General features: G+C 59.5%; 22 protein-coding genes. 11 read left to right on the forward strand and 11 right to left on the reverse strand.

The window, feature by feature from the left end:
- Positions 1 to 186: 186 nt before the first annotated feature.
- Positions 187 to 1,383, reverse strand: coding sequence for a polysaccharide biosynthesis/export family protein (locus O9X91_RS10755; RefSeq protein ID WP_269833911.1), 1,197 nt, complete (start codon positions 1,381 to 1,383; stop codon positions 187 to 189).
- A gap of 413 nt (positions 1,384 to 1,796) precedes the next feature.
- Positions 1,797 to 2,921: a glycosyltransferase family 4 protein gene (locus tag O9X91_RS10760; RefSeq protein WP_077984308.1), complete on the reverse strand. Its 1,125-nt coding sequence runs from the start codon at positions 2,919 to 2,921 to the stop codon at positions 1,797 to 1,799.
- A 503-nt stretch (positions 2,922 to 3,424) separates the two neighbouring features.
- Between O9X91_RS10760 and O9X91_RS10765 the strand changes: the two genes are divergently transcribed.
- The 5 genes from O9X91_RS10765 to O9X91_RS10785 all read left to right on the forward strand — a co-directional run bounded on the left by O9X91_RS10765 (position 3,425) and on the right by O9X91_RS10785 (position 8,807).
- On the forward strand, positions 3,425 to 4,951 hold the full coding sequence (locus O9X91_RS10765) for an ABC transporter substrate-binding protein (protein ID WP_077984307.1): 1,527 nt from the start codon (positions 3,425 to 3,427) through the stop codon (positions 4,949 to 4,951).
- Positions 4,952 to 5,188: 237 nt separating this feature from the next.
- Positions 5,189 to 6,130 carry an ABC transporter permease gene (locus O9X91_RS10770; protein WP_162520327.1) on the forward strand — a complete coding sequence of 314 codons (942 nt, stop codon included), beginning with the start codon at positions 5,189 to 5,191 and terminating at the stop codon, positions 6,128 to 6,130.
- The gene (locus O9X91_RS10775) at positions 6,130 to 7,005 is read left to right on the forward strand and encodes an ABC transporter permease (RefSeq protein WP_077984305.1); all 876 of its coding nucleotides are present in this window, start codon (positions 6,130 to 6,132) and stop codon (positions 7,003 to 7,005) included. Before O9X91_RS10770 ends, O9X91_RS10775 begins: the two co-directional genes overlap by 1 nt.
- Position 7,006: 1 nt before the next feature.
- Entirely contained in the window at positions 7,007 to 8,230 is a 1,224-nt protein-coding gene (locus O9X91_RS10780; protein WP_142911878.1) for an amidohydrolase/deacetylase family metallohydrolase, read from the forward strand.
- Between the two features lie 82 nt (positions 8,231 to 8,312).
- Complete coding sequence (locus O9X91_RS10785; RefSeq protein WP_137411661.1) at positions 8,313 to 8,807, forward strand: RidA family protein; 495 nt, start codon at positions 8,313 to 8,315, stop codon at positions 8,805 to 8,807.
- Positions 8,808 to 8,813: 6 nt separating this feature from the next.
- Here O9X91_RS10785 and O9X91_RS10790 read toward each other — a convergent pair whose 3' ends face one another.
- Positions 8,814 to 9,650, reverse strand: coding sequence for an IclR family transcriptional regulator (locus tag O9X91_RS10790; protein ID WP_162520326.1), 837 nt, complete (start codon positions 9,648 to 9,650; stop codon positions 8,814 to 8,816).
- Between the two features lie 95 nt (positions 9,651 to 9,745).
- Here O9X91_RS10790 and O9X91_RS10795 point away from each other — a divergent pair, with 95 nt between their 5' ends.
- The 4 genes from O9X91_RS10795 to O9X91_RS10810 all read left to right on the forward strand — a co-directional run bounded on the left by O9X91_RS10795 (position 9,746) and on the right by O9X91_RS10810 (position 15,957).
- A complete protein-coding gene (locus O9X91_RS10795) occupies positions 9,746 to 10,942 on the forward strand; it encodes an aminotransferase class V-fold PLP-dependent enzyme (RefSeq protein ID WP_149147620.1) in 1,197 nt (398 codons plus the stop codon).
- A gap of 202 nt (positions 10,943 to 11,144) precedes the next feature.
- Positions 11,145 to 12,980 (forward strand): ABC transporter ATP-binding protein, encoded by a 1,836-nt coding sequence (locus O9X91_RS10800; protein WP_137411664.1) that lies wholly within the window; start codon positions 11,145 to 11,147, stop codon positions 12,978 to 12,980.
- Positions 12,981 to 13,121: 141 nt separating this feature from the next.
- On the forward strand, positions 13,122 to 14,942 hold the full coding sequence (locus O9X91_RS10805; RefSeq protein ID WP_142911874.1) for a TRAP transporter large permease: 1,821 nt from the start codon (positions 13,122 to 13,124) through the stop codon (positions 14,940 to 14,942).
- A gap of 16 nt (positions 14,943 to 14,958) precedes the next feature.
- Positions 14,959 to 15,957, forward strand: a complete 999-nt coding sequence (locus tag O9X91_RS10810; protein ID WP_142911873.1) for a TRAP transporter substrate-binding protein — start codon at positions 14,959 to 14,961, stop codon at positions 15,955 to 15,957.
- A 54-nt stretch (positions 15,958 to 16,011) separates the two neighbouring features.
- Here O9X91_RS10810 and O9X91_RS10815 read toward each other — a convergent pair whose 3' ends face one another.
- Positions 16,012 to 17,523: an aldehyde dehydrogenase (NADP(+)) gene (locus tag O9X91_RS10815; RefSeq protein ID WP_269834305.1), complete on the reverse strand. Its 1,512-nt coding sequence runs from the start codon at positions 17,521 to 17,523 to the stop codon at positions 16,012 to 16,014.
- A gap of 245 nt (positions 17,524 to 17,768) precedes the next feature.
- Here O9X91_RS10815 and O9X91_RS10820 point away from each other — a divergent pair, with 245 nt between their 5' ends.
- Positions 17,769 to 18,122 (forward strand): antibiotic resistance protein VanZ, encoded by a 354-nt coding sequence (locus tag O9X91_RS10820; protein ID WP_162520325.1) that lies wholly within the window; start codon positions 17,769 to 17,771, stop codon positions 18,120 to 18,122.
- A gap of 27 nt (positions 18,123 to 18,149) precedes the next feature.
- Here O9X91_RS10820 and uxuA read toward each other — a convergent pair whose 3' ends face one another.
- The 7 genes from uxuA to O9X91_RS10855 form a co-directional block, all read right to left on the reverse strand.
- Positions 18,150 to 19,358, reverse strand: coding sequence for a mannonate dehydratase (gene uxuA / locus O9X91_RS10825; RefSeq protein ID WP_142911871.1), 1,209 nt, complete (start codon positions 19,356 to 19,358; stop codon positions 18,150 to 18,152).
- Positions 19,359 to 19,374: 16 nt separating this feature from the next.
- Positions 19,375 to 20,421: an L-idonate 5-dehydrogenase gene (locus O9X91_RS10830; protein WP_142911870.1), complete on the reverse strand. Its 1,047-nt coding sequence runs from the start codon at positions 20,419 to 20,421 to the stop codon at positions 19,375 to 19,377.
- Between the two features lie 70 nt (positions 20,422 to 20,491).
- Positions 20,492 to 21,898: a TRAP transporter large permease gene (locus tag O9X91_RS10835; protein WP_080796026.1), complete on the reverse strand. Its 1,407-nt coding sequence runs from the start codon at positions 21,896 to 21,898 to the stop codon at positions 20,492 to 20,494.
- Between the two features lie 3 nt (positions 21,899 to 21,901).
- Positions 21,902 to 22,477 (reverse strand): TRAP transporter small permease, encoded by a 576-nt coding sequence (locus tag O9X91_RS10840; RefSeq protein ID WP_077984293.1) that lies wholly within the window; start codon positions 22,475 to 22,477, stop codon positions 21,902 to 21,904.
- A gap of 72 nt (positions 22,478 to 22,549) precedes the next feature.
- A complete protein-coding gene (locus tag O9X91_RS10845; protein ID WP_142911869.1) occupies positions 22,550 to 23,524 on the reverse strand; it encodes a sialic acid TRAP transporter substrate-binding protein SiaP in 975 nt (324 codons plus the stop codon).
- 63 nt (positions 23,525 to 23,587) lie between these two features.
- Positions 23,588 to 24,304 carry a FadR/GntR family transcriptional regulator gene (locus O9X91_RS10850; RefSeq protein ID WP_142911868.1) on the reverse strand — a complete coding sequence of 239 codons (717 nt, stop codon included), beginning with the start codon at positions 24,302 to 24,304 and terminating at the stop codon, positions 23,588 to 23,590.
- Positions 24,305 to 24,442: 138 nt separating this feature from the next.
- Positions 24,443 to 25,129, reverse strand: a complete 687-nt coding sequence (locus O9X91_RS10855; protein WP_077984290.1) for an HAD family hydrolase — start codon at positions 25,127 to 25,129, stop codon at positions 24,443 to 24,445.
- A gap of 407 nt (positions 25,130 to 25,536) precedes the next feature.
- Here O9X91_RS10855 and minC point away from each other — a divergent pair, with 407 nt between their 5' ends.
- A complete protein-coding gene (gene minC / locus O9X91_RS10860; protein ID WP_162520324.1) occupies positions 25,537 to 26,265 on the forward strand; it encodes a septum site-determining protein MinC in 729 nt (242 codons plus the stop codon).
- Positions 26,266 to 26,270: the final 5 nt, after the last annotated feature.

The raw sequence follows: 26,270 nt of genomic DNA on the forward strand, positions 1-26,270 counted from the left end.
CCTTAAACTTTTGTAATGGCGGTGATGATGACCGTCGCCATATCCCCTGTCTTTCAAGGGCGGACGGCTTCGGTTCCTGCCCCAAGGCAATGTTTGATCACCTTCCGGTTCACCACTGGTTCCGGCCAAGGAAAAAGCCGCCTCGTTTCCGGGGCGGCTTTGGGATGAACGGCGAAACGCCGCCGTTTAAAAGGCGCGGATGGCGTTGCGGGTCGCAAGAACGTCCTCGGCGACATTGCCCGTCGTTGCCGGTACGGAGCCGACGAGATCCAGGAACTTGTAAAGTTCAGTGGCCTGCGAGTTGGTGACATAGATGATGTCGCGATCCTGCATCGGGAACGTCGTGGCGGCGAAGAATGTCGATGGATCGCGCAGATTGGCGCGGAAGATGACCGGCACGTCCTGTCCGGGGAACTTCGACGTATTGATGCCGAGCTTCACGAGAAGATCGCGCTTGACGATACGATAGACATAGACCTGAGCCGGGTCAGCGCGGGAATCGAGCAGTCCGCCCGCTTTGCCGAGTGCATCCGACAGCTTGAGATCGGCATCCTCGAACTCGAAACGCCCGTTGAGACCAGAAGCACCGAAGGCAAGGTAGGTGCGGCGTTCACGCTCCACCATGATCGTGTCGCCCGGAACTACATAGATGTTCTCGGACGGCGTGCTGACGAGGTGGTTGTAATTGACGCGGGCGGTCTTGCCGCGGCGGATCAGCGTGACATAGGATTCGATATTCGGAGCGCTGAGGCCCTTTGCGTAGGAAATGACGTCGAGAACCCGATCGCCCGCTTCCGAAAGCTGAACCTTCGTCGGCTCCTTGACGTCGCCCAACACGGAGGCCTGTGCGGAGCGGCTGGAAATCTTGGTGATGAGAACCTGCGGCTCGATGGCGCGGTTGGCGAGCCGTTCTTCGATTTCGCTCTGCACATCTTCGACGTTGCGACCGGTGGCGCGAATCTTGCCCGCATAGGGAACGCTGATATTGCCTTCCCGGTCCACGGTCTGGTTCGGCAGGCTGATGAAGTTGCCGGGACGGCTGCCGGCGTCGTTTGGAATGAAGAGGCCGCCGGCCTGGCTTTCAAAAATTGCAACCTGCACCACGTCACCGACGCCCATCGGCAGGGCCGGAACGCCGCCCTTGCCGCCGCCGAAACTGCCGAGCAGGGTAGTTGTTGTGGTGTCGCCGACGTAATTGAGGACGGCGCTGTTGATGTCGAGCAGCGCGTAGTCGACACCGGCGGTTTTCTGCTTGTCCTTGGAGGCGAATTTCACCGAAGCGTTAGATTCGATCGAGGCTGCATCGGGCCCGGAGGCTGCGGTAACCGTGCAACCCGCCAGTGCTGCAGAGGCAAGCATAATCGAAACATTCAATAAACGCATTTGGTCCTCGAAATGAATGCCGTCCGAAAAGCAGAAATAATTCGGACATCGTATAAGTTTTTAAAAATAAGCACTTCATAAATGACACCGGTAAAGGAAATCCAAACCGGCATTACATCCGTTCAGCGGAATCGCATCCCGGGATGTTTACGTCCTCTGTCAGGCATATGCCCAATTTCAGACGATGCTTCAAGTTCATCATCGTTCAACTGCGCCGAAAAATTCCGGGCGAGGCGCGATGGTCGAACCCCAGACGGTGTCAGTATTGTTGCGCTTCAATATTCAGTTGGACGCCATCATCTCTTCGATTGCTGCATCGCGCTAGTGCAGTTTTGTCACGCCTGCGCGGTTTCTTTCGTTATTGAATTTCGTGAAGCCCAATCATTTATTTTATGGATGTTTTTATGCATCCGTCATGCCCGTTCAGCCAGCGCGAAATTCACGGTATCCGCGAATTCCCGCAGGAAACGTTCGCGGGAGAAGCGGGCGGCGTTGTTGATGCAGGCGTTCTTGTCGAAGCGGTCGGAATTGTCGACGAACTCCTGTACGGCGGCGCAGATCGCCTCCGGTGTCTGCTCCCCGAAATAAAGGCCGGTGGGATGGTTGGAGGAGCCGAGCGGGACGACGGTTTCCAATACGCCGCCCTTGCCGTAGGCGATGACCGGTGTACCGAGCGCCTGGGATTCGACGGGCACGATGCCGAAGTCGTCTTCTGCCGCAAAGACGAAGGCCTGGGCCTCGGCCATATATTTGTGAAGCTCTTCATTGCCCACGAAACCGAGGACTTCGACATTCGGCGCGGCGATTTCGCGGATGCGTTTCATGTCCGGACCGTCGCCGATGACGACCAGCCGTTTGTCCGGCATCGTTGAAAAAGCCTCCACGATAAGGTGTACTTTTTTGTAGGGTACCAGCCGCGACGCCGTGACGAAATAGTCACCTTTAAGGTCGGACGGGGAGAGATGGGACGTGTCCACCGGCGGATATATCACGGTGGAATCGCGGCCATAACACTTGCGCACCCGGTTGCGGATGAATTTGGAATTGACCGTCATCAAGTCGACGCCGTTGGCGGTGCGAATGTCCCACATGCGGATATAGTGAAGAACAGCGCGCGCGATCCACGAGGTGAAGCCGCGCGTCAGTCTGGTCTCCTTGAGATACTGGTGCTGGAGGTCCCAGGCGTAGCGTATCGGGCTATGGATATAAGAGACGTGAAACTGGCCCGGGCCGGTGATGACGCCCTTGGCGACCGCATAACTCGAGGAAATAACGAGGTCGTAGCCGCTGAGATCGAACTGTTCGATGGCGAGCGGCATCAGCGGCAGGTAGGAGCGGTATTTTTTCCGGGCGAAAGGCAGCTTCTGGATGAAGGAGGTGTTGACGGGACGGCCGCCGAGAAAGCCGCGATCGCGCTCGCTCATGAAGTCGACAAGGCAGTAAAGATCCGCGTGAGGATAAATTTCAAGAAGGTTGTGAAGCACCTTTTCGGCCCCGCCTCTGTCGGTGAGCCAGTCATGCACGATTGCCGTCTTCATGATTTCCTCAATAATTTCAACGTAATAAAAATTAGTTTTCCGCCATGGAATAAAGTTTGGCGGTATAAAGTATCAGGTCTTTCTGCAGCCCTTGAAAACACGGCTGACGGCGTCAAATAGCGTAACGATTAATAAAAATGCGCGGGTATGTCTGTGGTGGCGTAGCGTTAGTCCGCTCTTTAATAGCACTTTGTTCGCAAATGCGAAATATCCAACCTTGTTAATTCCCTTTCTTCCTTTGCAGTCAAGCACCGGTCGTCATTCCCTCTCTTCCAGCCGGAAAAGATGGATATCACGGCGCACCGTTTTTTTGGCGAAACTCCTGTTTTTTCACTGCCTTAAACGATGCCGCCACCTTTCGCAAAGACCTGTCTTGGGTTTCGCCGATCATGGAAACCGATCATCGGGCCGCATTGTCATTGACAAGGCGTCTTATCGAGATATTCTGTTATAAAGATGCATATAACATAATAATGGAACACATAAGAGCTGGGAGCTTGACCATGAGACGTAAACTTGCATTTCTCGCCACCGCCGCTTTGCTGCTTGCGCCGGGTGTAATGATGGCTGCGGAGAAGGGCGGCGTCATCAATGTCGCCACGATCGGCGAGCCGCCGACCCTCGACCCCATGGCGTCTACCGCCGATCTGGTCGGCATCGTCACGCAGCATATTTTCGAAACGCTCTATACCTTCGACAAGGGTTGGAAGGTGACGCCGCTTCTGGCGGAAAGCTTGCCCGAGATCAGTGCGGACGGCAAAACCTACACGATCAAGCTCAGGCAGGGCATCAAGTTCCATGACGGCAGCGACATGACGTCTGAAGATGTCGTCGCCTCGCTCGGCCGCTGGATGAAGATCGCCTCGCGCGGCAAGCAGGCAGCCGGCTTTATCGACAATATCTCCGCGCCGGATGCCGGAACGGTGACGATCGCTCTCAAGCAACCCTATGCGCCGCTCGTCTCACTGCTCGCCTTCAATAATTCGGCGGCGATCATCCTGCCGTCTGAAAAGCAGGCGGAGCCGATGGCCGAATTCATCGGCACCGGTCCCTATATGCTGAAGGAGCGCAAGGCCGACCAATATATCCAGCTCGTGCGCTTCGATGGCTACAAGTCCCGCGATGGCGAAAGCGACGGTTATGGCGGCGCACGCCATCAGTATCTCGATGAAATCCGCTTCGTTCCGGTGCCCGATCCGAATACCCGCGTCGAGGCCGCCGTTTCCGGCCAGTATGATTACGTCGATTCCATTCCGGTGGAATCCTTCGACAAGGTGAAGTCGTCGTCGGCCTCGCAGCCGCTGATGCTGAAGCCTTTCGGTTATCCCGTCTTCGTCTTCAACACGAAGGAGGGGCTGTCTTCCAAGCTTGAAGTCCGCAAGGCGGTGACCGAAGCGCTGAACATGGAAGACATGCTGGCGGCCGCTTTCGGCAGCACGGATTTCTACGCGCTCGACGGTGCCTATTATCCCGATAATTTCTCCTGGCATTCCGAAGAAGGCGTCGAGGGCAATTACAACGTCGGCAATCCGGAAGCCGCCGCCGAGAAACTCAAAGCCGCCGGTTACAACGGCGAACCTCTCCGCATCCTCACCAGCCGCCAGTATGAGTTCCATTACAAGATGGCGCAGGTCGCGGCGGAATATCTGAAGCTTGCCGGTTTCAAGGTGGATATGCAGGTGGTGGACTGGGCGACGCTGACGCAGCGCCGCGCCGACCCGAAACTCTGGGATATATACATCACTCACAGCCCCTTCCTGCCGGAACCGGCGCTGATCGGCGCGCTCTCCACCGGCTCGCCGGGCTGGTGGGATACGCCGGCGCGCAAAGCCGCGGTTGACGCCTTCACTTCGGAAGCCGATCCCGACAAGCGTATCGCGCTCTGGGCCAATGTGCAGAAGACGATCTATGCTGAGCTGCCGCTCATCAAGATAGGCGACTTCAATGCCGTGGCGGCCAAGTCCAACAAGCTGGAAGGCGTCGATCCGGCTCCATGGCCCTACTTCTGGAATGCTTCGGTTACGAAATAAGGCCTGTTCGGCAATCGGGTGCCGGGTATTGCATCCGGCACTCTGTCGCCACGGATCTAGGGTCCTTGCCGCTCCCCTCATTCCTGTGACGAGCACAGGAATGAGGGTGGAGTATAAGGCGGACGTGAGAAGAGAACGCTCGATTTTACTACCGTGAGTGCCGGAATTGCTGGCGCTCATCGACACCATTCAACCGTCGCCTGATAGCGGCAATCACGCGCCTTGGAGCCTTCATACGTGATACGGTATATTTTCCAGAGACTTGTGGGAATGATCGTGGTGATGTTCCTCGTCGTCACCATCGTCTTCGTCATCTTGCGCGTCACGCCCGGAGATCCAGCCGCCGTGATGCTGGGGCCGGACGCCTCGGCGCAGGATATTGCCGAGCTTCGCACCCGGCTCGGTCTCGACCAGTCGCTCGGCGTGCAATATGTCTATTATATCGGCCAGTTGCTGAAGGGCGACCTCGGCCAGTCGATCTTCCTCAACATGCCGGTCGGTTCGGCACTTCTGGACCGGGCAGAACCGACGTTTTTCCTGACGATTTTTTCGCTGCTGATTGCCAGTGTCATCGCGCTCCCCATCGGTATCTATGCTGCTTACCGGCGCGGTTCCTTCGTGGACCAGGCCGCGACCACCATCGCAATGTTGGCGGCAAGCATTCCGAGCTTCTGGCTTGGCCTGATCCTCATGCAGGTCTTCGCCGTGCGGCTCGATATGTTTCCGGTATCGGGTTATGGCGGACCGGGCGCGAGCTTCCTCGAGCGCATGTATCACCTGACCCTTCCGGCAATAGCGCTCGGCCTCGTTTCCTCCGCCCTCATCCTTCGCTTCACCCGCGCCTCGATGCTGGATGTTCTCGGCGACGATTATGTCCGCACCGCGCGCGCCAAGGGCGTCAAGGAACGCCGGGTGGTGCTGAAACATGCTTTGAAGAATGCGCTCATCCCCATCCTCACCGTGCTTGGCCTCACCGCCGCCGTGCTGATTTCCGGCGCTGTCGTCACGGAGACCGTCTTCGGCCTGCCGGGCGTCGGCAATCTTGTCGTCTCCGCCGTGCTCCGGCGCGACTATCCGGTCATTCAGGGGGCACTTCTCGTCATCGCCGGGCTTTACGTGCTCATCAATTTTGCCATCGACATGCTCTATTTGCTGGTCGATCCGAGGGTTCGTTACTGATGGCCGATATTGTTTCCACCGCCCCCCCGGCACGCAACCCCACCATCCTGTTCCTTCGGCGTCTCCTGAAGCGCAAGACGGTCGCCGCCGGTCTCATCGTGCTACTCGTCTTCGTGCTGTTTGCGGTTCTCGCACCGATGATTGCGCCCTATTCACCGTCGAAACTATCGATTGTGAACCGCCTGAAGCCGCCGAGCGAGCTTTACTGGTTCGGCACCGACGAGTTCGGCCGCGACGTCTTCTCGCGCACCATCTATGCCGGAAGACTGTCGCTTCTGGTCGGTGCCGCCGTGGTGGCGCTTTCGGCGCTGATCGGCATCACGCTTGGTTTGCTCGCCGGTTTCTTCCAAAAGCTGGATACGCCAATTGCGCGGCTGATCGATGCGATGATGGCCTTTCCGGATATTCTGCTGGCGATTGCGCTGGTGGCGGCGCTCGGCCCGTCGCTGACGACTGTCATCATCGCGCTTGCCGTCGTTTATTCGCCGCGCCTTGCCCGCATCGTGCGTGCCTCGACGCTGGTCATCCGCGAATTGCCCTATGTGGAGGCGGCGAAGGCACTCGGCATTTCCACCTTCCACATCATGACGCGGCATGTGCTGCGCAATCTGGTTTCGCCGATCCTCGTGCAATGCACCTTCCTTTTCGCCAGCGCCATGCTGGCGGAGGCCGGGCTTTCATTTCTGGGGCTTGGTGTCAGTCCGGAAATTCCCACCTGGGGAACCATGATCTCCGCTGGCCGCCAATATATCGGCCAGGCCGACTGGATGACCTATTTCCCCGGCTTTGCCATCATTCTTTCCGTGCTGTCGCTGCAAATGGTTGGCGACGGGCTGCGGGACATGCTCGACCCAAGACTGCGAAGGGATCTGTAATATGTCGTCCGGCGAACAGGCGAAAGCGCCTCTTCAAGCTCCCATTCTTCTCACCAATGTCAAACCCGTCGGTTTCGGAAAGGGTACATCACAGGCTTCGACCGATATTCTGATTTGCGGCGATGGCAAGATCGCCGCGGTCGGGTCTGCCATCCAAGCGCCCGTTGATGCGCGGCGCATCGATGCCAAGGGCGCCTTCATCTCTCCCGGCTGGGTGGATCTGCATGTGCATATCTGGCACGGCGGTACCGATATCTCCATCCGCCCCTCCGAATGCGGGGCCGAGCGCGGCGTGACCACGCTGGTGGATGCCGGTTCGGCGGGCGAGGCGAATTTCCACGGTTTCCGGGAATATATTATCGAGCCCTCGAAGGAGCGCATCAAGGCCTTCCTCAACCTCGGTTCCATCGGTCTCGTCGCCTGTAACCGCGTGCCGGAACTGCGCGACATCAAGGATATCGACCTTGACCGCATCCTCGAAGTTTATGCCGAAAACAGCGAGCATATTGTCGGCCTGAAGGTGCGGGCGAGCCATGTCATTACCGGTTCCTGGGGTGTGACGCCGGTCAAACTCGGCAAGAAGATCGCCAAGATCCTGAAAGTGCCGATGATGGTGCATGTGGGCGAACCGCCGGCACTTTACGACGAGGTGCTGGAAATTCTCGGCCCCGGCGATGTCGTGACCCATTGTTTCAACGGCAAATCGGGTTCCAGCATCATGGAAGACGAGGACCTGTTCAACCTCGCAGAACGCTGCGCAGGCGAAGGCATTCGGCTTGATATCGGCCATGGTGGCGCGTCTTTCTCCTTCAAGGTGGCGGAAGCGGCGATTGCACGCGGCCTGCTCCCTTTCTCGATCTCAACGGATTTGCACGGGCATTCGATGAATTTCCCGGTTTGGGATCTGGCCACCACCATGTCGAAGCTGCTGTCGGTCGATATGCCCTTCGAAAATGTGGTCGAGGCCGTCACCCGCAACCCGGCCTCCATCATCCGTCTCGATATGGAAAACCGCCTCGACGTCGGCAGCCAAGCTGATTTCACGGTTTTCGATCTCGTCGACGCCGATCTGGAAGCGACCGATTCCAATGGCGACGTCTCCCGTCTGAAGCGCCTGTTCGAGCCGCGTTATGCGGTCATCGGTGCGGAAGCGATTGCCGCCAGCCGTTATATTCCAAGGGCGCGCAAGCTGGTGCGCCACAGCCACGGTTACTCCTGGCGCTGAACTCCACTGGAACGGCGAAGGTCAGTCCTCCGCCTTCCGCAGGCATTACGGGATACAAGTCCCGGCATTATGAGGAATTTGCGTGAAACAGTCTTCGCTCGACGCAGAAGGGCGGCTTTCGCCCTATGACCGGCTCGCCGCGCTCGGCATCTCCCTGCCGCCGCCGCCGCCGCCGATTGCCAATTTCGTTACCCATGTGGTGGAAGGCAACATGCTTTATCTTTCGGGGCAGGGGCCACGGGAAGAAAACGGTCATCTTTACGCCGGCAAGGTGGGCGCGGAAATCGGGCTGGAAGAGGCCTATAGCCATGCGCGCCTCACCGGCATCAACCTGCTTGCCGTCATGCATGAGGCGCTGGGGGACCTGTCGCGGGTAAAGAAGGTGGTCAAGCTGCTCGGTATGGTCAATGCGGTGAGCGATTTTCGCGATCACCCGAGCGTCATCAATGGCTGCTCCGATCTCTTCATCGATGTGTTCGGCGATGCGGGACAACATGCCCGCTCCGCCGTGGGTTTCGGCTCGCTGCCAGGCAACATCACCGTAGAGATCGAAGCAATCGTCGCGCTCAAAGGGTGAGGCCGTTTAATGGTTGCGCCAGCCCATCAGTTTTTCGATCCGTTCTGCCGAAACCCTGACCTGTTCGGTGTAATGGTTTTCGTCCGCCAGCACTTTCTGTTCCGGCAGCACGATGGAAATCGTCGCCACGCATTCGCCCCTGTTGTCGCAGATCGGCGACGCGATGCAGGCGACGGCATAATCGGATTCGGCGACCTGGATCGACAGGCGGTCATGGAAGGCGGCCGCCGCCGATTGCGACAGGGTCTCGGGATTGATTTCCGCACGGCCTGTCGGCGAGGTGCGGGCGCAGCGGCGGAAAAGCTCGACGCGTTCCGCCTCCGGCAAATGCCCGACGAGCAGGCGGCCGGACGCCGTCCAGTTCAGCGGAACGCGGGTACCGACGCGCGACGCGACCTGAAAGTGGCTCGGACCATCGGCCATGGCCAAGACCAGCATATGGTCGCCGTCGCGGCCGCAAAGCTGCACGGTCTCGCCCGCATGACGGCACAGATCGTGCATTTCGTGGGTGGCGACACCCATGAAATCCAGCGAACGGGCATAGGCAAGGCCATAATGGTAAAGCCGCGCGCCAAGCCAGATGTTGCCATCGGCATTGCGCGCCAGCATGTTCTTTTCAACGAGATCGTCGATGATGACGTAGACGGTGGAAAGCGGCGCCTTGATGGCCTTGGCAATCGCGTAAGCGCCGGCTGGCGATCCGGTTTCGTAAAGGTAATCAATCACCTGAAGCGCACGGTCGATGCCGCTGACGCGCGAGCGCTTGGCCGCCTTCGCGTTCGCGTTTTCGGCGGCGTCGGACAGGGCGGTTGAAGGCGTTTCGTCCAGTTTATGGGCGTCCAATTTTTGGCTCCTCATGAATTTTGAGAAGCTATTACATTATTATGGCATATGTGTCGATGCCCATCGCATCGCATCGCAAAGGACAGGAGAAATACATGACCGAGGATATCAGAAGCAGGATCGGCCTTCGCCCGGTCATCAACGTCTCGGGCACCATGACCTCGCTCGGCGCATCGATTGTCGTTCCCGAGGCCGTTCAGGCCATGGCGGACATCCTGCCGCAATTCGTCGAGATCAATGATCTGCAACGCAAGGCGAGTGCGATCATTGCAAGGCTGACGGGCGGCGAGGCCGGTTTTGTCACGGCCTCCTGCTCGTCCGGCATCAGCCTTGCGGTGGCGGGCGCGATCACCGGCAACAATCTCTTGGCCATCGAAAAGCTGCCTGACGTGACCCCGGAAAAGAACGAGGTTCTGGTGCAGATGGGCCATGTGGTGAGCTATGGCGCGCCGGTGGATCAGGCGATCCGACTTGGCGGCGGCAAGGTGGTGCTCATCGGGCAGGCGACATCGACCCACCGTTTCCACATGGAAAACGCCATCACCGAAAAGACGGCGGCGGCGGTCTATGTCGTCTCGCATCACGTCGTTGATTATGGCTTGCTGCATCTTTCCGAATTCGTCGAGATCGCCCATGCCAAGGGTGTGCCCGTCATCGTGGATGCGGCTTCCGAATATGATCTGAAGCTGTTTCTGGCCACGGGCGCGGATGTGGTGCTCTATTCCGGCCACAAGTTCCTCGGCGGCCCGACTTCCGGCATCGTCACCGGCAAAAAGGAGCTCGTGCGCAACGCCTTCCTGCAGAATATGGGCGTCGGTCGCGGCATGAAGGTCGGCAAGGAAAGCATCTATGGCGTCATGGCGGCGCTGGAAGCGTGGGAGAAGCGCGATCATGCCGGCATTCGCGAGCGCGAAACCGGCTATCTCAACCTCTGGAAAAAGACGCTGGACGGGCGCCCCGGCGTGACGGCGCTGATCGAGCCTGATCCGACCAACAACCCGCTCGACCGGCTGCGCGTCATCATCGATGCCGAAGAAGCGCATATCACCGCCTGGGACCTGACGACGGCACTTGCGAAAGGCAATCCTCCCATCATCACCCGCGATCATGAGGTGGAACACCGCTATTTCTATCTCGACCCCTGCAACCTGCATCCGGGCCAGGAAACCATCGTGGCTGCGCGTCTGACGGAAGAGCTGGATAGGGCGCGCGCCTCCAACGAGGTGATTGCAACGCCGTTCGAAGACCGCAGCCGCCACCGTTTCGACGGCATGCTGCGCTGGCCGGACTGATTAAGCGAGCGGGTGCCGCGAGTTTCTTCTCCCCGAGGGGAAGAAGGTCGCGGCAGCGGGATGAGGGGGCGCCCTCGCCGGATTTCGGAAACGGTGCCCCCTCATCCGACCCTTCGGGCCACCTTCTCCCCGGCAGGGAGAAGAAACTCGGGGCAACCGCCCGCCCAAGCATTGCAACCAGAATAAAGAAAAGGGAACGATCATGACCATGCCGCAGTCAGCACCGCTTGGTGCCGAAGATGCCGTGCTCTCCGTCCGTAATCTCACCACGTCATTTCACGTGGATGGTGGCTGGAAACCGGTGGTGCGTGATATTTCCTTCGATGTCGGTCCGGGCGAGACCGTCGCGATCGTCGGCGAAAGCGGCTCGGGCAAGAGCGTGACATCGCTCTCCATCATGCGGCTGCTGGATCGGGAAAGCAGCAGGGTTCAGGGTGAAATCCTGCTTGGGCGTCGCAACCTGCTCTCCCTTTCCGAGGACGCCATGCGGCGGGTCAGGGGCAACGAGGTTGCCATGATCTTTCAGGAGCCGATGACCAGCCTCAATCCGCTTTTCACCATCGGTGACCAGATTTCCGAAGCTCTGTTGTGCCATCAACCGATGTCGAAAGCGGATGCGCGGGCAGAGACGGTCCGTCTGCTCGAAAAGGTTCGTATCCCCTCGGCCGCCTCGCGTTTCGATGAATATCCGCATCGCTTTTCCGGCGGCATGCGCCAGCGCGTGATGATCGCCATGGCGCTGGCGTCCCGGCCGAAGCTGCTGATTGCCGACGAACCGACAACGGCACTCGATGTCACGATTCAGGGCCAGATTCTCGATCTCATCAAGACGCTTCAGGAAGAGGAGGGCACCTCCGTCCTGTTCATCACCCATGATATGGGCGTGGTGGCGGAAATCGCCGACCGCACCGTCGTCATGTATCGTGGCGAGCAGGTGGAGGTCGGCGCGACGGCCGATATCTTCCATCGCGGCAAACATCCCTATACCCGGGCGCTTCTGTCCGCAGTTCCCGTTCTGGGCTCGATGAAAGGCGAGGAAAGACCGCTCCGTTTTCCCATCGTCGACACCACCACCGGGGAAACGCAGGAGCCGGCGCGCCCCGCCGACACCGTCAACGCCGCTGCACAGCCCGTTCTCAAAGTTGAGGGGCTGACCAAGCGTTTCGATATTCACTCCGGTCTTCTGGGGAGGCTCAGCGGCCGCGTGCATGCGGTGGAAAACGTGTCCTTCGATCTCAGGGCCGGGGAAACATTGTCGCTGGTTGGCGAAAGCGGCTGCGGTAAGTCCACCACCGGCCGCGCCATCATGCGGCTTATCGAGCCGGATGCGGGTTCGGTCGAGGTCAACGGCGAAAACATTCTCGCGCTCGACAAGACGGGCATGCGAGACATGCGCAAGACGGTTCAGATGATTTTTCAGGACCCCTTCGCCTCACTCAATCCGCGTATGACGGTAGGTGCGGCGATTGCCGAACCTTTTCTCGAGCACCGTATGGGAAGCGCTCGCGAAGCGAGAGATGTGGTGGCGGACATGCTGGGGAAGGTTGGTCTCTCGCCAGATATGGCTGCGCGTTACCCGCATGAATTTTCCGGCGGCCAGCGCCAGCGCATCTGCATCGCCCGCGCGCTGGCATTGCAACCGAAGGTCATCGTTGCTGACGAAAGTGTTTCGGCGCTGGACGTTTCAATCAAGGCGCAGGTCATCAATCTGATGCTGGATCTGCAGCAAAGCCTCGATCTCGCCTTTCTGTTTATTTCCCATGACATGGCGGTGGTGGAACGCGTCAGCCATCGTGTCGCGGTGATGTATCTCGGCGAGATCGTCGAAATCGGCCCGCGTGCGGCTGTCTTCGACAACCCGCAGCATGATTATACCCGCAAGCTGATGGCGGCAGTGCCGGTGCCGGACCCGGGCCGTCGCAATACACGACGCGGCGTTGCGAATGACGAGTTGAAAAGCCCGATCCGCGCGGTCGATCATGTCGTTACGCCACGGCAGTATCGTGAGGTTTCGCCTGGCCATCTTGTTGCCTGCTGACGGATCGGGCGTCTTCAGCAGCGTTTTCCCGTTCGCACCGGCAGATAGTTCGATTCTCTCGTTCGGAAGCTTTACAGGTGCGAGCATTTTTCTATACCGCTTCTGGCCGTGCAGCAGGGATGACGCGCGAAAGGCAGCCGGATGGCGATACTGGAAAAACAGGGGCGCTATAGCTTCGAGAGGGTGGCCGCGGCAACTCTGTCGCGCTTCGACAGTGCGCTCGGTGCGGTTGCCGCCGCGCTTCTCGCCGCGCTGCTCGTGGTGGTTCTGGTCAATGTCATCCTGCGTTATCTCTTTCACACCGGCTTCATCGGTTCGGAAGATCTCGGCATATGGCTGAATGTCGCCATGATCGCGGTCGGTGCGCCGCTCAGCCTCAAAAGCGCGCTTGCCATGCGGCTCGATGTCTTCGTGCGGTTCCTTCCGCAACGATTTCGCGCGGCGACCGAAATTCTCGCCGATGCCTTTTCTTTCGTCGCCGCACTCATTCTTGTCTTCGGCGGTGTGCAGATCGCGGCGATGCTGGGCGGCACGTCGCCTACACTCGGCCTGCCGGAATGGGTGCGTTTCGGCTTTCTTGGTGCAGGCGGCGTGCTGATCCTTCTTTATCTGGCGCTTCAGCGTGTCAGCGAAGGCAAGGCGTTTGCCGTTCTCGCATCTCTCGCCATCGCTGCCGTCGCCTATGTCAGCCTGCCGCAACTCTTCATTGACACGAACCTGCCGCCGAGCCTGTTTCTGGCGTTGACGGCGGCTGCGGGGCTGGTGCTGGCCGCGCCGCTTGCCCACGCCTTCCTTACCGCCGCCTATGTGGCGATCGCCTTCGGCAGCACCTTGCCGGAGCCGGCCATCGTTTCGTCGACGGTAACCGGCATGTCGAAATTCCTGCTGCTTGCCGTTCCTTTCTTCCTACTGGCAGGGAGCCTGCTGACGATATCCGGTGTTGCCAGTCAGCTCGTCCGTTTCGCTGCCTCCGTCGTCGGTCATCGCCGGGCAGGTCTGGCGCAGACGACGCTTCTGACCAGCGTGCTGTTTTCCGGCGCATCCGGCTCATCTGTCGCCAATGCCGCCTTCGGCGCGTCCACCTTCCAGCCGGAACTCGTCAAACACGGCTATCCGCCGGCGCAGGCCGGCGCGATCATCGCCGCCACTTCCGTGCTGGACAATGTCATTCCGCCCTCCATCGCTTTTCTCATCCTTGCCACGGCCACCAATCTTTCGGTCGGTTCGTTGCTGGTCGGCGGCTTCTTCGCCGGCGGGCTGATGGCAGCCTGCCTCGGCGTGGCGATCCATTTCAGCGTGCGCAGCGACGATACCTTGCCGCGCGCGACGGGGGCTGAGCGCTGGCGCTCGGCCGTCGCCGCCATACCGGCCTTCGGTCTTGGCGTCATTGTGGTAGTCGGTATTCGCATCGGCATCGTCACCACCACGGAAGCCGCCGCCCTTGCCGCACTTTATACGCTGCTTCTCGGCTTCGGTTACCGGCTGGGCGCGGGCCGCATTTTCGCGACCTTCCGCCAGTCGGCGGGTGAGGCGGCGGCCATCGGTCTTCTGATCGGCACGGCGGGGCCTTTTGCCTTCCTGCTGGCGATCGACAATGTCTCCGGCCTCGTCACGGACTTCGTCACTTTGCTCGGCGGCAGCAAGATCGCGGTGCTTCTGCTCTCCAACCTCATTCTGCTTGTCGTCGGTCTGGTGCTGGATATTGGTGCTGCCATCCTGCTGTTCGGGCCGATCCTGCTGCCTGCTGCCGTCGCGGCCGGCATCGATCCCATCCATTTCGGCGTCATTCTTGTGGTCAATCTGATGATCCATGGCCTGACGCCGCCGCTCGGGATGCTTATCTTCGTGGTCAGCGGCGTCACCCGCGTTCCGGCGACAGCGCTTTTCCGGGCGGTCATTCCCTATCTCGTCTCGCTTCTCGTCGCCCTTGCCATGTTATGTGTCTGGGCCATAGTCTTCTAAGTCAGGGGTTTTCGTCATGACCTTTATCGACCGCCGTCATTTCCTCAAATTCTCCGCTCTCGGCGTCGCGACGCTTGCCGCACCTGGTCTGGTGCGCCCGGCGCATGCCAGAACCCGCAGCCTCACGGTTGCGTCGTTATTTGCCGACGACAAGCCGGAGACGAAAATCTGGGTCAGGATCAGCCAGCTGGTGGAGGCGAAATTGCCTGGCCGTTTCCGTTTCAACATCGTCAAAAGCGGTGCTCTGGGTGGTGAGAAGGAAGTGGCGGAAAACATTCGCCTCGGTTCGGTTCAGGCCAGCCTCTCCACCGTCTCTTCCCTGTCAGGCTGGGTGCCGGAACTGCAGATCCTCGATCTGCCTTTCCTGTTCCGTAATCGTGAGCATGTGCGCAAGGTGGTGACGGGCGAGACCGGCGAAGAGCTGAAGGCAAAACTTGCCGCGCAGCAATTCATTGCCGCCGATTTCATCAATTACGGTGCTCGCCATCTTCTGGCGAAGGAGCCTTTGACCCGCGCGGAACAGTTGAAGGGCAAGAAAATCCGCGTCATCCAGAGCCCGCTGCACACCAGATTGTGGAGCGCCTTCGGCACCACGCCGGTCGGCATTCCGATCACCGAAACCTATAATGCGCTGGCGACCGGGGTGGCCGACGCCATGGACCTTACCAAATCGGCCTATGCCGGTTTCAAGCTTTACGAGGTTGTGCCTTATCTGACCGAGACCGGCCATATATGGGCCTCGGGCGTTGTTTATTACGGTGCAGCCTTCTGGAACCAGCTGGACGATGAGGAAAAGAAGGTGCTCTTGGAAGCCTCCAGCGAAGGTGCCCGTTATTTCAACCAGTTGATCGTGGAAGATGAAGTAAAGTCCGTCGACCTTGCGCTCTCGAAGGGTGGCAAGGTGCTGCAGCCGGAAATGCTGGATGAATGGCGCAAGGGCGCGCAGGGCGTCTGGCAGGATTTTGCCGGAATTGTCGGCGGTCTCGAAAAGATCGAGGCGATCCAGTCTATCTGAGGCTGTTGCCTCGGACATGAAAGGGGAAGGCGCTTTTGCGCCTTCCCCTTTGTTTTAGCGGATGTCTTTGGGCAGAACGTCCGAAGGGATGTTCTGGTAGGAAACCGGGCGCATGAAGCGACGGATCGACATGGTGCCGACCGAGGTCGCGCCGAAGTTCGTCGAGGCCGGGTAAGGGCCGCCGTGAACCATGGCTTCGGAGACTTCAACGCCCGTCGGGAAACCGTTGGCGAGAACGCGGCCGGCCTTGCGCTCGAGGATCGGCAGCAGCTTGCGGCCGAGTTCGGCGTCACCTGCGTCGAGATGCAGGGTGGCGGTCAGCTGACCTTCGAAGCTCTTGGCCACTTCAAGCATTTCCTCGGTGCTATCAACCGTCACGATCAGGCCGAGGGGTCCGAAGACCTCTTCTGCAAGTGCATGGTTGGCAACCCAATCCTTGCCCGAAACGCGGAACAGGTAAGGCGTCGCATTGCGCAGGTTGCAGGTGGTGGTCAGAACGTCGCGCACGCCGTTGCCGGCAGCGATGCGGTCGCGGCCATCACGATAGGCGGCAGCGATGCCGTCGGTCAACATGACCTGTGGGCCAACTTCGGAAAGTGCCGCACGGGCAGTCTCGGCAACCGCATCCGCCTGCTCGGAGAGAATGACGGCGATGCCGGGATTGGTGCAGAACTGGCCGGCACCCATGGTGAGTGAACCGGCCCAGCCCGTGGCGATGGCCTCGCCACGGGCGGCAACGGCTTCCGGCAGCAGGAACATCGGGTTCACGGAACCGAGTTCGCCGAAGAAGGGGATCGGCTCGGGGCGCTGGGCGCAGAGATCGAACAGCGCGCGGCCGCCGGCGAGCGAACCGGTGAAGCCGACCGCCTTGATGCGCGGATGCTGAACAAGAGCGGAACCGACATCGCGGCGGCCGCCCTGGATCAGCGAGAAAACGCCGGGATGCAGATTGTGCTTCTTGACGGCGGCGAGAACCGCTTCGGCAACGATTTCACCGGTGCCGGGATGGGCGGAGTGGCCCTTGACGACGACGGGGCAACCGGCAGCCAGAGCCGCTGCGGTGTCACCACCGGCCGTGGAGAAGGCGAGCGGGAAGTTCGACGCGCCGAAAACGGCGACAGGTCCGATCGGGCGCTGCATCAGGCGGATATCCGGGCGCGGCAGCGGCTGGCGATCCGGCAGCGCTTCGTCGTGGCGACGGTCGAGATAGTCGCCCTTGCGGATATGCGACGCGAAAAGACGCAACTGGCCAACAGTGCGGCCACGCTCGCCCTGCAGGCGTCCGGCGGGCAGACCAGTTTCGGACGAGCCGATTTCGGTGATGGCGTCGGCGCGGGCTTCGATTTCATCGGCAATAGTGTCGAGGAATGCGGCGCGTTCTTCGCGGGTGGTGTAACCATAGCTCCAGAAGGCGTCTTCGGCTGCTTCACAGGCTGCATTCACCAGATCGACGGTGCCGACCGAAAAATCGAAAGCTTCGCCATGTGCAGGCTCGCTGCGGAATTTTGCTTCCGTTGCGACCCATTCTCCTGCAACCAGATGTTTGCCGTGCGGCTTGAAACTCATTGTGCTCTTCCCTGAAAATCTGATCCTGTGTGGAAAATCCACCCGACACCGTGACGTTGCACCGAAAAGCGACGGCATAAAACGCCATCAGCCGCGATCCTCGCCCGGTTGCCATCTGCCTTAGCCCGTGTGGGGCCTAAGCGAAAGCCGGTTTTTCAACTATCTGACCAAAAAGTGTGATTAATGGGGCGAAGCGTGAAAAAGACCCGCTTCCGTTTACACGTACGGCGCTTTATTGTGACGTCATGATGACAAATAGATTTCCGAAATATGTCGCCTGGTCGGTTCTTCTGCTGATCTTGATCGTTACAGTTTGCCCTATCGGTTTTCGTCCGCACACGCTGACGACGGTGGGCCTGGACCGCGCCGCGGCCTTCGCCTTCTGTTCTGCCGCTTTCGTGCTCGCCTATCCGCGTTACTGGCTGGCGATTATCGTGGCAGGCATTGCGGCGGCTTTCGGTATCGAGGCGCTGCAATTCCTCTCGCCCACCCGCCATCCGCATCTGATGGACGCTATCGTGAAAGCCGCCGGCGTCATCGCCGGCGGGCTCACGACTTTTTCCTACCTGCTGTTCAGGGCGCGGCTGGCTGCAGGCTGACGGAACGCCTACAGCCGGGAACATTGTTCAGCGTGTCCCACCCGCCAGCCCGAAATGGCTGTGCGATAACGTGCGTTCGATACCACGCAGCTCAGCCAACCCCTTCAGCCGGCCAATGGCGGGGTAACCGGGCTGCGCGCCGCGCGTCAGGTCGTCGAGTATTTCCTGACCGTGGTCGGGCCGCATCGGAATGGTATGGTCGTCGCGGCCCTCCGCCCGGCGGCGCGCTTCTTCGGTGAGGAGTGCCGCGATGACGGCGACCATGTCGGTTCCGCCTTCCAGATGTTCATCCTCGAAGAAGGAGCACGGCACGGTGTCGGTGTCGCGCGTCACGTTGCGCAGATGCACGAAATGGATGCGATCTGCAAAACGGCTGGCGATGAAAGGCAGGTCGTTATCCGCCCGCGCGCCCAGCGAACCGGTGCAGAGCGTCACGCCATTGGCGCGGCTGTCGATCTGCAAGAGCATATGGGCGTAGTCGGCTTCGGTGGAGAGAATACGCGGCAGGCCGAGCAGCGGCCACGGCGGATCGTCGCCATGGGCGCAGATGTTGATGCCCACCTCTTCGGCAACCGGCGTCACTTCCGAGAGAAAGTCGATGAGGTTCTGTTGCAGCCTTTCGCGGTCGATGCCGTGATAGGACCGCAGTTTTTCAAGAAGCTGGGCGAGCGTGTAGCCATCCGCCGAGCCCGGCAGACCGGCACCGATATTGCGACCGAGCGCGGCGATCTTCGTATCCGGCATCTCGGCAAACCGCTTTGCCGCTTCCTCCAGCAGCCAGTCCGGATAATCGGCTTTTGCGTCAGGGCGCTTCAGGATGTGGATATCGAAGGCGGCGAAATCGGGAAGATCGAAACGCATCGCCTTTGCGCCGTGCCTTGTTTCCCAGCGCAGGTCGGTGCGGGTCCAGTCCAGCACCGGCATGAAATTATAACAAACGGTGCGGATGCCGGAGGCGGAGAGGCGGTGCAGCGTTTCCTGCCAGTTGGCGATATGGTTTTTCCAGTCGCCGGTCTGGGTCTTGATATCCTCGGAAACCGGCACGCTTTCCACCACGTCCCAATAAAGCCCACCCGCCTTGATTGCTTCATGTCGTTTGGTGATTTCGTCCACCGGCCAGACATCGCCGGTGGGGATGTGATGCAGCGCGCTGACGATGCCTTCCGCGCCCGCCTGAGCCGCATCCTGAACCGTGACCTTGTCGACCGGACCGAACCAGCGCCATGTATGTCTCATCTTTGATCCTCAAATGTCAGTCTGCGGAAAATGTCAGCTGCACCTTGCAGGCGGCGGAGCGGTCCCCGGCCTGTTCGAATGCCGCTTTCGCCTCACCAAGCGGGAAGCTGTGGGAAATGATCGGCCGTACATCGATTTTGCGGGAGGAGATCAGCCCCGCTGCGACGGCGAATTCCTCATGAAAGCGTTGCGAACCGCGCCAGAGGATTTCTTTGCCCACCAGCGCATTGAGCGGGATGGTGATGTCACCGGTGACGCCGACCTGCACGATGGCGCCGCGCGGGCGCACGCAGGCAAAGGCGGTGCGGAGCGCGGGGCCAGCGGCGGAGCAATCGAAAATGACGTCGAAATAACCCTTATTGTCCTGATAGGGCAAAAGCGCCTCGGCGTCTTTCGCGACATTGATCGTGCGGTCGGCGCCCATGGCGGGAGCGCGTTCCAACGCCGCGTCGGTGAGGTCGGTGGCGACAATGGTGGCCGCACCGGCATGGCGGGCGGCGGCGATGGTCAACAGACCGATGGGGCCTGCGCCCGTCACGAGTATGTTTGCACCTTTCAGGTCGCCGGCCTGGGCCACGGCATGCAGGCAGACTGCGAGCGGCTCGGTGCAGGCGGCTTCTGCCGGTGAGGTCTCGTCTGAAAATGTCGCGCATTGTTTTGCCGGAACCACCAGCCGGTCGCGGAAGATGCCCTGTTCATGTGGCAGGCGCATGGCGCTGCCCATGAAGCGCATCTCAAGGCAATGGATCGGCTGGCCCTTCAGGCAGAAATGGCAATGGCCGCAAGGCTGGGAGGGATTGACGGCGACGAGCTGGCCAATGGTAAGCCCGCTGACGCCGTCTCCCAGCGCCCGCACATGACCGGACGCCTCATGCCCGCAGATGATCGGTTCGCGCACCCGGACCGGGCCGAAGCCGCCATCCTGATAATAGTGGAGATCGGAACCGCAGATGCCGCCCGCCGCCATGGCAAGCAGCACTTCGCCGGGTCCCGGTACGGGAAGGTCCTGCATTTCGACGCGAATGTCCTTCTGGCCGTACAGGCGTGCCACGCGTGTCTGCATGACGAAATCCTTTCGAATGCATGGAGTGTCGAAGAAACTGCGCGGCGCGGACCGCGCAGTTTCAGTCCGCTCAGCGGATGAGGCCGAGCTGGGTCGGCAGCCAGAGTGTGACCGACGGAATGAAGGTGATCAGCGCGAGCGCCACCAAAAGCGGGATCATCCACGGCAGGATGGCGAGCGTGGTGCGCTCCACCGACATTTTCGAAATGCGCGACAGCACGAACAACACCATGCCGACCGGCGGGGTCAAAAGACCGATCATCAGGTTCAGCGTCACGATCAGGCCGAGATGGACGGGGTCGATGCCGTAACGGGCGGCGACCGGCATCAGGATCGGCACCAGAATGCTGATGGCGGCAATGGTGTCTAGAAACGCGCCGACCACCAGGAGCAGGATGTTGACGATGATGAGAAAGGTCCACCAATTATCGGTCATCGCGAACATGAAGTCCGAGAACATCTGGGCCGCCTGACTGACGGTCAGCAGCCACGCGAAGATCGACGCCGCCGTGACGATGAATAGAACCGACGCCGTGGTTTCTATCGTGTCAAAGCTTGCCTTGGCCAATGTCCTGAAGGTCATGGTGCGGTAGCGCACCAGCCCAAGGAAGAGGGACCAGAGAACCGCGGCGACCGCCGCTTCGGTTGGCGTGAACCAGCCCATCGTCATCCCGCCGATCAACAATACCGGCGTCATCAGCGCCATCACGGCGGAGAAATCGTAGTACCAGTCGAGCGCGACGAGCACGGCGAGCCCGATAAGGACCGCTATATTGATCGACAGTCCGGCAAGGATCATCAGATAGACAGCGACCGGGAAGCTTAAGACGATCACCACTTCCATGGAGGCGGAAAGAAGCTGCTTCAGTTCGAAGGGCGTGTCGGAGCCCCAGCCTTTGCGTTTGGCAAAAATATAGACTGTCAGCATCATCAGCGCGGTCATGACCACGCCGGGAATGACGCCGGCCATGAACAGCGCGCCAATCGAGGCATTGGCCATCATGCCGTAGATGACAAAGGGCAAGGACGGCGGGAAGATCGGGCCAAGCGTCGCCGAGGCGGCGGTGACGCCGACAGCCGCATCGACCGGATAACCATGATCCTTCATCGCCTTGATCTCGATTGTGCCGATGCCGGCGGCATCGGCGAGCGCGGTGCCTGACATACCGGAAAAAACCACAGAGCCGATGATATTGACCTGCGCCAGGCCGCCCTTCATCCATCCGACGAGCGCCAGCGCGAAGCGATAAATGCGGCTCGTCACCCCGGCGATGTTCATCAGATTACCGGCGAGGATGAAGAAGGGAACGGCGATGAGCGGAAAACTTTCGACGCCGGCAATCATGCGCTGGGCTGCGATGATATCGGGGGCAACACCATAAAGCACAAGATAAAGCAGCGAGCTGACGGCCATCGACACGGCGACGGGCGTACCGATAATGAGAAGCAGAAGAAATGAACCGATAAGCAGGAGCATGGCCTAAATTCCCTGTGTGCTGACGGCTTCCTGAGCCTTTTCACGCACGGTTTTTTTGCCGGTGATGTCCTTGATGAAATTGTGCAGGGCACGCAGGAACATCAGCGCGAAAGCGGCGAAAACGGTATAAAAGACGATACCGCGCGGCAGATCGACGGTGACCATGCGCTCATCGCCGACAATTTCCAGGTAACGCCACATCAGCCAGGTGATATAGGCGAAGAAACCGATGGTGATGAGATCAACGATCAGTTCAAGAAACCGCCCAACGGCTTTCGGCACGAAGCGGTAGATCAGGTCGACGTGAATATGGCGGAACATGCGCACGCACATGACCGAGCCGAGGAAGACGACGACGACGAGGCAATTGGCGGCAATCTCCTCCGTCCAGGCGAAACTGTCGTTCAACACGTAACGGGTGAAGAATTGCAGGAAAACACAAAGGCCCATGCCCCAGAAGACGGCAAGCGTTATCCAGTCTTCCACCGCATAGGGTGAAAGATCGACAGGGCTGTTTTCTTCCTCGAAGGCATGCGCCATTTCTTCCACGCTGACGGGCGCGTGCTGCTTGTCAGTCATTGGCTGGAACTCCAGTGGGTCTTGGTCGGCAATATCCCGACGCCGGAAATGGCGCCGGGATAGGCTCAAACATCACTTGATGGCGCGGATGGCTTCCCAGTCGGCCTTTTCGTAACCGAAATCTTCAAGCTTCACCTTTTCGACCACGTTTTTCTCGAAGTCGGCCTTGTCGACGTCAGCGACGGTGATGCCTTTCGATTTGAACTCATCAACGAGCGCCTTTTCACGGGCTTCGATTGTCTTCGTCGTGCGGGCCGCGGCTTCCTGCATCACTTCGGTGAAGATTTTTTTATCCTCATCCGAGAGGCTCGCCCAGCGTGTCTTGGAAACCAGCGTGTTGAGATGGTCAACGATATGACCGGTCAGAACGATGTTCTTCTGCACCTCGTAGAACTTCTTCGCCTCGATTGTCGTCAGCGGGTTTTCCTGAGCCTCGACGGTGCCGTTCTGAAGCGCCAGATAAACTTCCGCAAAGGCGATCGGCGTCGTATTGGCGCCGCAGGCGCGCGGCATGGCCAGATAGGCAGGCACATCGGGAACGCGCATTTTCAGCCCTGCCATGTCGGCGCATTTTTCAATCGGCCGGTTGGAGGTTGTATGACGCGTGCCATAATAGCTGACGGCGACGATGTGGTTGCCGGTCTTGTCCTCGTAGCCTTTCGCGAGCTTCTTGAAGACATCGCTCTTGGTATAGGCGATCAGATGGCTCGGATCGCGGAAGATATAGGGGAAATAGGTGACGCCGATCGGCTTGAAATCACGCGCCGCGAAGCTCGATCCGGAAATGATGATATCGACGGTGCCGAGTTTCAGGCCCTGGTTGATATCTGCTTCCTTGCCAAGCTGCGAGGCCGGAAACACATCGATCTTGTAGCGGCCGTCCGTGCGTTTGGCGATCTCTTCCGCAGCCCAGACCGAATCCGTGTGGAACGGCTCGGAGGTTTCGTAGACATGCGCCCATTTGAGCGCGGTCTGAGCCTGCGCCGCGAGCGCGGAAAGCAGGATGGCGGCTGTTGCACCCATCAAAGTCGACAATCTGATTTTCATTCTTAACTCCTCCCGAATTAAAGCCAGATTTCTCATTTTTCCCGTCGCCGGTTGCGGCAGCGGTCATTCTTCTCCGATCGTTTCCTCCCCGAAACTCTCGGAAAATCTCTTTTGCGACAGCATCAGATGCTGCCGCATCGCCTCACGCGCGCCTTCCGGGTCGTTGGCGGCAATAGCGTCGCGGATTGCGCGGTGTTCCTGAACGGCAAGGTTCCATGTATGCGGCCCCTCGAAATAGCTGGCGAGCTTTTCGAAAAAGGGTGACAGGCTGCGCTCGTCATAAATCAGGCCGGTAAAGCGATTGAGTGCCGAATTGCCGATGATATCGGCGATGGCGGTGTGGAAGGCCCTGTCGAAATTGAGTGCCTGTGGCGAGCTGTCGAGCGCGCCGGCCATGCGTTCGATGATATCATCGAGCTTGGCGATGCATTCCGGCTTGGCAAGCCTTGCCGCTTCCTCCGCAATTGCGCTTTCGATGATGCAGCGCGCCTGCAGGATTTCGAATGGCCCATGCGCATCCGGCACCGGTGGCTTTTCCTTGGCCTGCTTGCCGGCTGCGCTGACATAAACGCCCGAACCCATGCGGATATGGATATGGCCTTCGACTTCCAGAACGATAAGCGCTTCGCGGACCGTCGGCCGCGATACGCCGAAGCGTTCGGCAAGATCCCGTTCCGCCGGCAGGCGCTGGCCTTCGGTCAGTTCCCCGCTTTCGATGAGCAAACGAATTTGTTCCGCGACCAACCGGTAAAGGCGGCGCGGCTCAAGAGCCACAAACATGATATCCTCCCAGCGCGAAGGTCTCCCCCCATTCGCGCAAGCGGTAAGATGGTCTTACCAATTTCATTAGGACGCATTTATGCCGGGCTGTCAATTAGCCGCTTTGCAAAAGTCTGCTGTTATATGGAAATGGCTTTTTCAGGCTTTATTGCTCGTCAGCCTCAGGTTGCGGTTCTCCCCGATGACCGCGCTCACCTCGCCATATCCGCCAATGGAAAGATGAGAGGTTTCCATCGGGTGGGAGTGGGTGACGTTAATCACCACGACCGCAGCCCCCATTCGCTCTCCAGCCTCAATGCCTGCGGGTGCGTCCTCGAAGACAACGCACATTTCCGGGGCGACACCCAACCTGTCAGCGGCCTTGCGGTAACCTTCAGGATCGGGCTTGCCGTTGACCACATCGTCTGCACAGATCATGACGGCCGGAGGGGTGATGCCCGCGGCGGCAAGCCGGCGTTCAGCCAATTCGCGCACAGCCGAGGTGACGATGGCCCATTTACTTGCCGGCAAGGTCGCAAGAAATTCTGCCGCACCTGGTATCTGGATGATGCCATCCACATCGTCCATTTCGGCACGTAATATCATGTCGGCTTCTGCGTCGATATCAAGGCCGGGAACCGCTTCGCGACGGATGACCTCGGAGGCGCGCATGCCGTGAATGCGCTGAAGAAAGGCGTCTGGCTCGATGCCATTCGCGACGGCCCATTCGCGCCAGACGCGCTCGACGACGGCGATCGAATTGACGAGCGTTCCATCCATGTCGAACAGGAAGGCCCCAAAGTCTTGCGAAAATATACGGTTCTGCTGGGGGACTTTGCTGTGCATCTCATTCTTCCGTTGAAACTGTCGGGGCAGCCCGTGTCTATCTTATATGGAGACTTAACGGAATCGATTTTCCGAAGGAGTGGTCGATGAAGGCGTAAGGGAAGGTAGGCGACGTTGTATCAGAATCGGGCAACCATGATTCCGCTAAGACACGCGGCGGGCGCGGGCTCGGTCCAGAACACGCCCGACATGACCCTAAGTCAGCCTCCTGCAAGGATGGCATGTCATCATGAGCGTTCATAGGGTTCAGAATGTTGTGTAATCAAAGGGGTGGCACGGTTTTTGAAAGTTTCTTTAAATGAAATTCACAAGGGAATTTTCTTAACGCTTTCGTCCATTTAGGTGTGGCGTTAACCATTTGTTAACCATATTCGAGGTACCTAATTGTCAACGATTTGTTTACCAAGATGACCAAAGTGCTAACAGACCAGCGTTCGATCCGTATCAAAGGCCGCTCCTTCCTCGCAGTCGTGCTGTCTCCCGAATCTCCGGTCGATCAATGGCTGGAAAGGCTGGATGATCTTGCCGCCCGTTCGGCGGGCTTCTTCCTCTCGCGTCCGGTGGTCCTGGATGTGTCGGAACTGTCGCTCGACAAGGCGGGGCTGAAGGAGTTGCTGGCGGCGCTGACGGAGCGCAATGTCGGCATCATGGGTATTGAGGGCGTTCGCCCCTCGATGATCGAGCCGGGTATGCCGCCGTCGCTGAAGGGCGGAAAGCCCGCTTCCGATGTCGAGGTTGAGCCGGTCGCCATCGCCGCCGAACTGCCGGAGGAAAAGCCGCGCGCTGCCGGTGAGGTCAGGGCCGTGGTGCAGTCGCTGGTCATCAACGAGCCGGTTCGCTCCGGCCAGTCGATCATGTTTCCCGAGGGCGACGTGACGGTCATCGGCTCGGTCGCCTCGGGGGCGGAAATCATCGCTGGCGGCTCGGTGCATATTTACGGCGCCCTGCGCGGTCGCGCCATGGCCGGTTCGCTTGGAAATGTCTCGGCGCGCATCTTTTGCCGCAAGCTCGAAGCGGAGCTTCTGGCCATCGACGGGGTCTACAAGGTTGCCGAAGACATTGACGACAAGCTACGCGGCCAGCCCGTTCAACTCTGGCTGGAAAACGATACGATCAAGGCCGCAAAGCTCGGCTGATAATA

The sequence above is a fragment of the Agrobacterium salinitolerans genome (genome assembly GCF_027498475.1).
GTDB lineage: Bacteria > Pseudomonadota > Alphaproteobacteria > Rhizobiales > Rhizobiaceae > Agrobacterium > Agrobacterium salinitolerans.

Coding starts and splice junctions, on each gene's coding strand:
- O9X91_RS10780 (WP_142911878.1), top strand. CDS start 7,007: ATGTCGTCCGGCGAACAGGCGAAAGCGCCTCTTCAAGCTCCCATTCTT.
- O9X91_RS10755 (WP_269833911.1), bottom strand. CDS start 1,383: ATGCGTTTATTGAATGTTTCGATTATGCTTGCCTCTGCAGCACTGGCG.
- O9X91_RS10845 (WP_142911869.1), bottom strand. CDS start 23,524: ATGAAAATCAGATTGTCGACTTTGATGGGTGCAACAGCCGCCATCCTG.
- O9X91_RS10800 (WP_137411664.1), top strand. CDS start 11,145: ATGACCATGCCGCAGTCAGCACCGCTTGGTGCCGAAGATGCCGTGCTC.
- O9X91_RS10850 (WP_142911868.1), bottom strand. CDS start 24,304: ATGTTTGTGGCTCTTGAGCCGCGCCGCCTTTACCGGTTGGTCGCGGAA.
- O9X91_RS10820 (WP_162520325.1), top strand. CDS start 17,769: ATGATGACAAATAGATTTCCGAAATATGTCGCCTGGTCGGTTCTTCTG.
- O9X91_RS10805 (WP_142911874.1), top strand. CDS start 13,122: ATGGCGATACTGGAAAAACAGGGGCGCTATAGCTTCGAGAGGGTGGCC.
- O9X91_RS10830 (WP_142911870.1), bottom strand. CDS start 20,421: ATGCAGACACGCGTGGCACGCCTGTACGGCCAGAAGGACATTCGCGTC.
- O9X91_RS10835 (WP_080796026.1), bottom strand. CDS start 21,898: ATGCTCCTGCTTATCGGTTCATTTCTTCTGCTTCTCATTATCGGTACG.
- O9X91_RS10795 (WP_149147620.1), top strand. CDS start 9,746: ATGACCGAGGATATCAGAAGCAGGATCGGCCTTCGCCCGGTCATCAAC.
- O9X91_RS10815 (WP_269834305.1), bottom strand. CDS start 17,523: ATGAGTTTCAAGCCGCACGGCAAACATCTGGTTGCAGGAGAATGGGTC.
- O9X91_RS10840 (WP_077984293.1), bottom strand. CDS start 22,477: ATGACTGACAAGCAGCACGCGCCCGTCAGCGTGGAAGAAATGGCGCAT.
- O9X91_RS10760 (WP_077984308.1), bottom strand. CDS start 2,921: ATGAAGACGGCAATCGTGCATGACTGGCTCACCGACAGAGGCGGGGCC.
- uxuA (WP_142911871.1), bottom strand. CDS start 19,358: ATGAGACATACATGGCGCTGGTTCGGTCCGGTCGACAAGGTCACGGTT.
- O9X91_RS10855 (WP_077984290.1), bottom strand. CDS start 25,129: ATGCACAGCAAAGTCCCCCAGCAGAACCGTATATTTTCGCAAGACTTT.
- O9X91_RS10765 (WP_077984307.1), top strand. CDS start 3,425: ATGAGACGTAAACTTGCATTTCTCGCCACCGCCGCTTTGCTGCTTGCG.
- minC (WP_162520324.1), top strand. CDS start 25,537: ATGACCAAAGTGCTAACAGACCAGCGTTCGATCCGTATCAAAGGCCGC.
- O9X91_RS10810 (WP_142911873.1), top strand. CDS start 14,959: ATGACCTTTATCGACCGCCGTCATTTCCTCAAATTCTCCGCTCTCGGC.
- O9X91_RS10775 (WP_077984305.1), top strand. CDS start 6,130: ATGGCCGATATTGTTTCCACCGCCCCCCCGGCACGCAACCCCACCATC.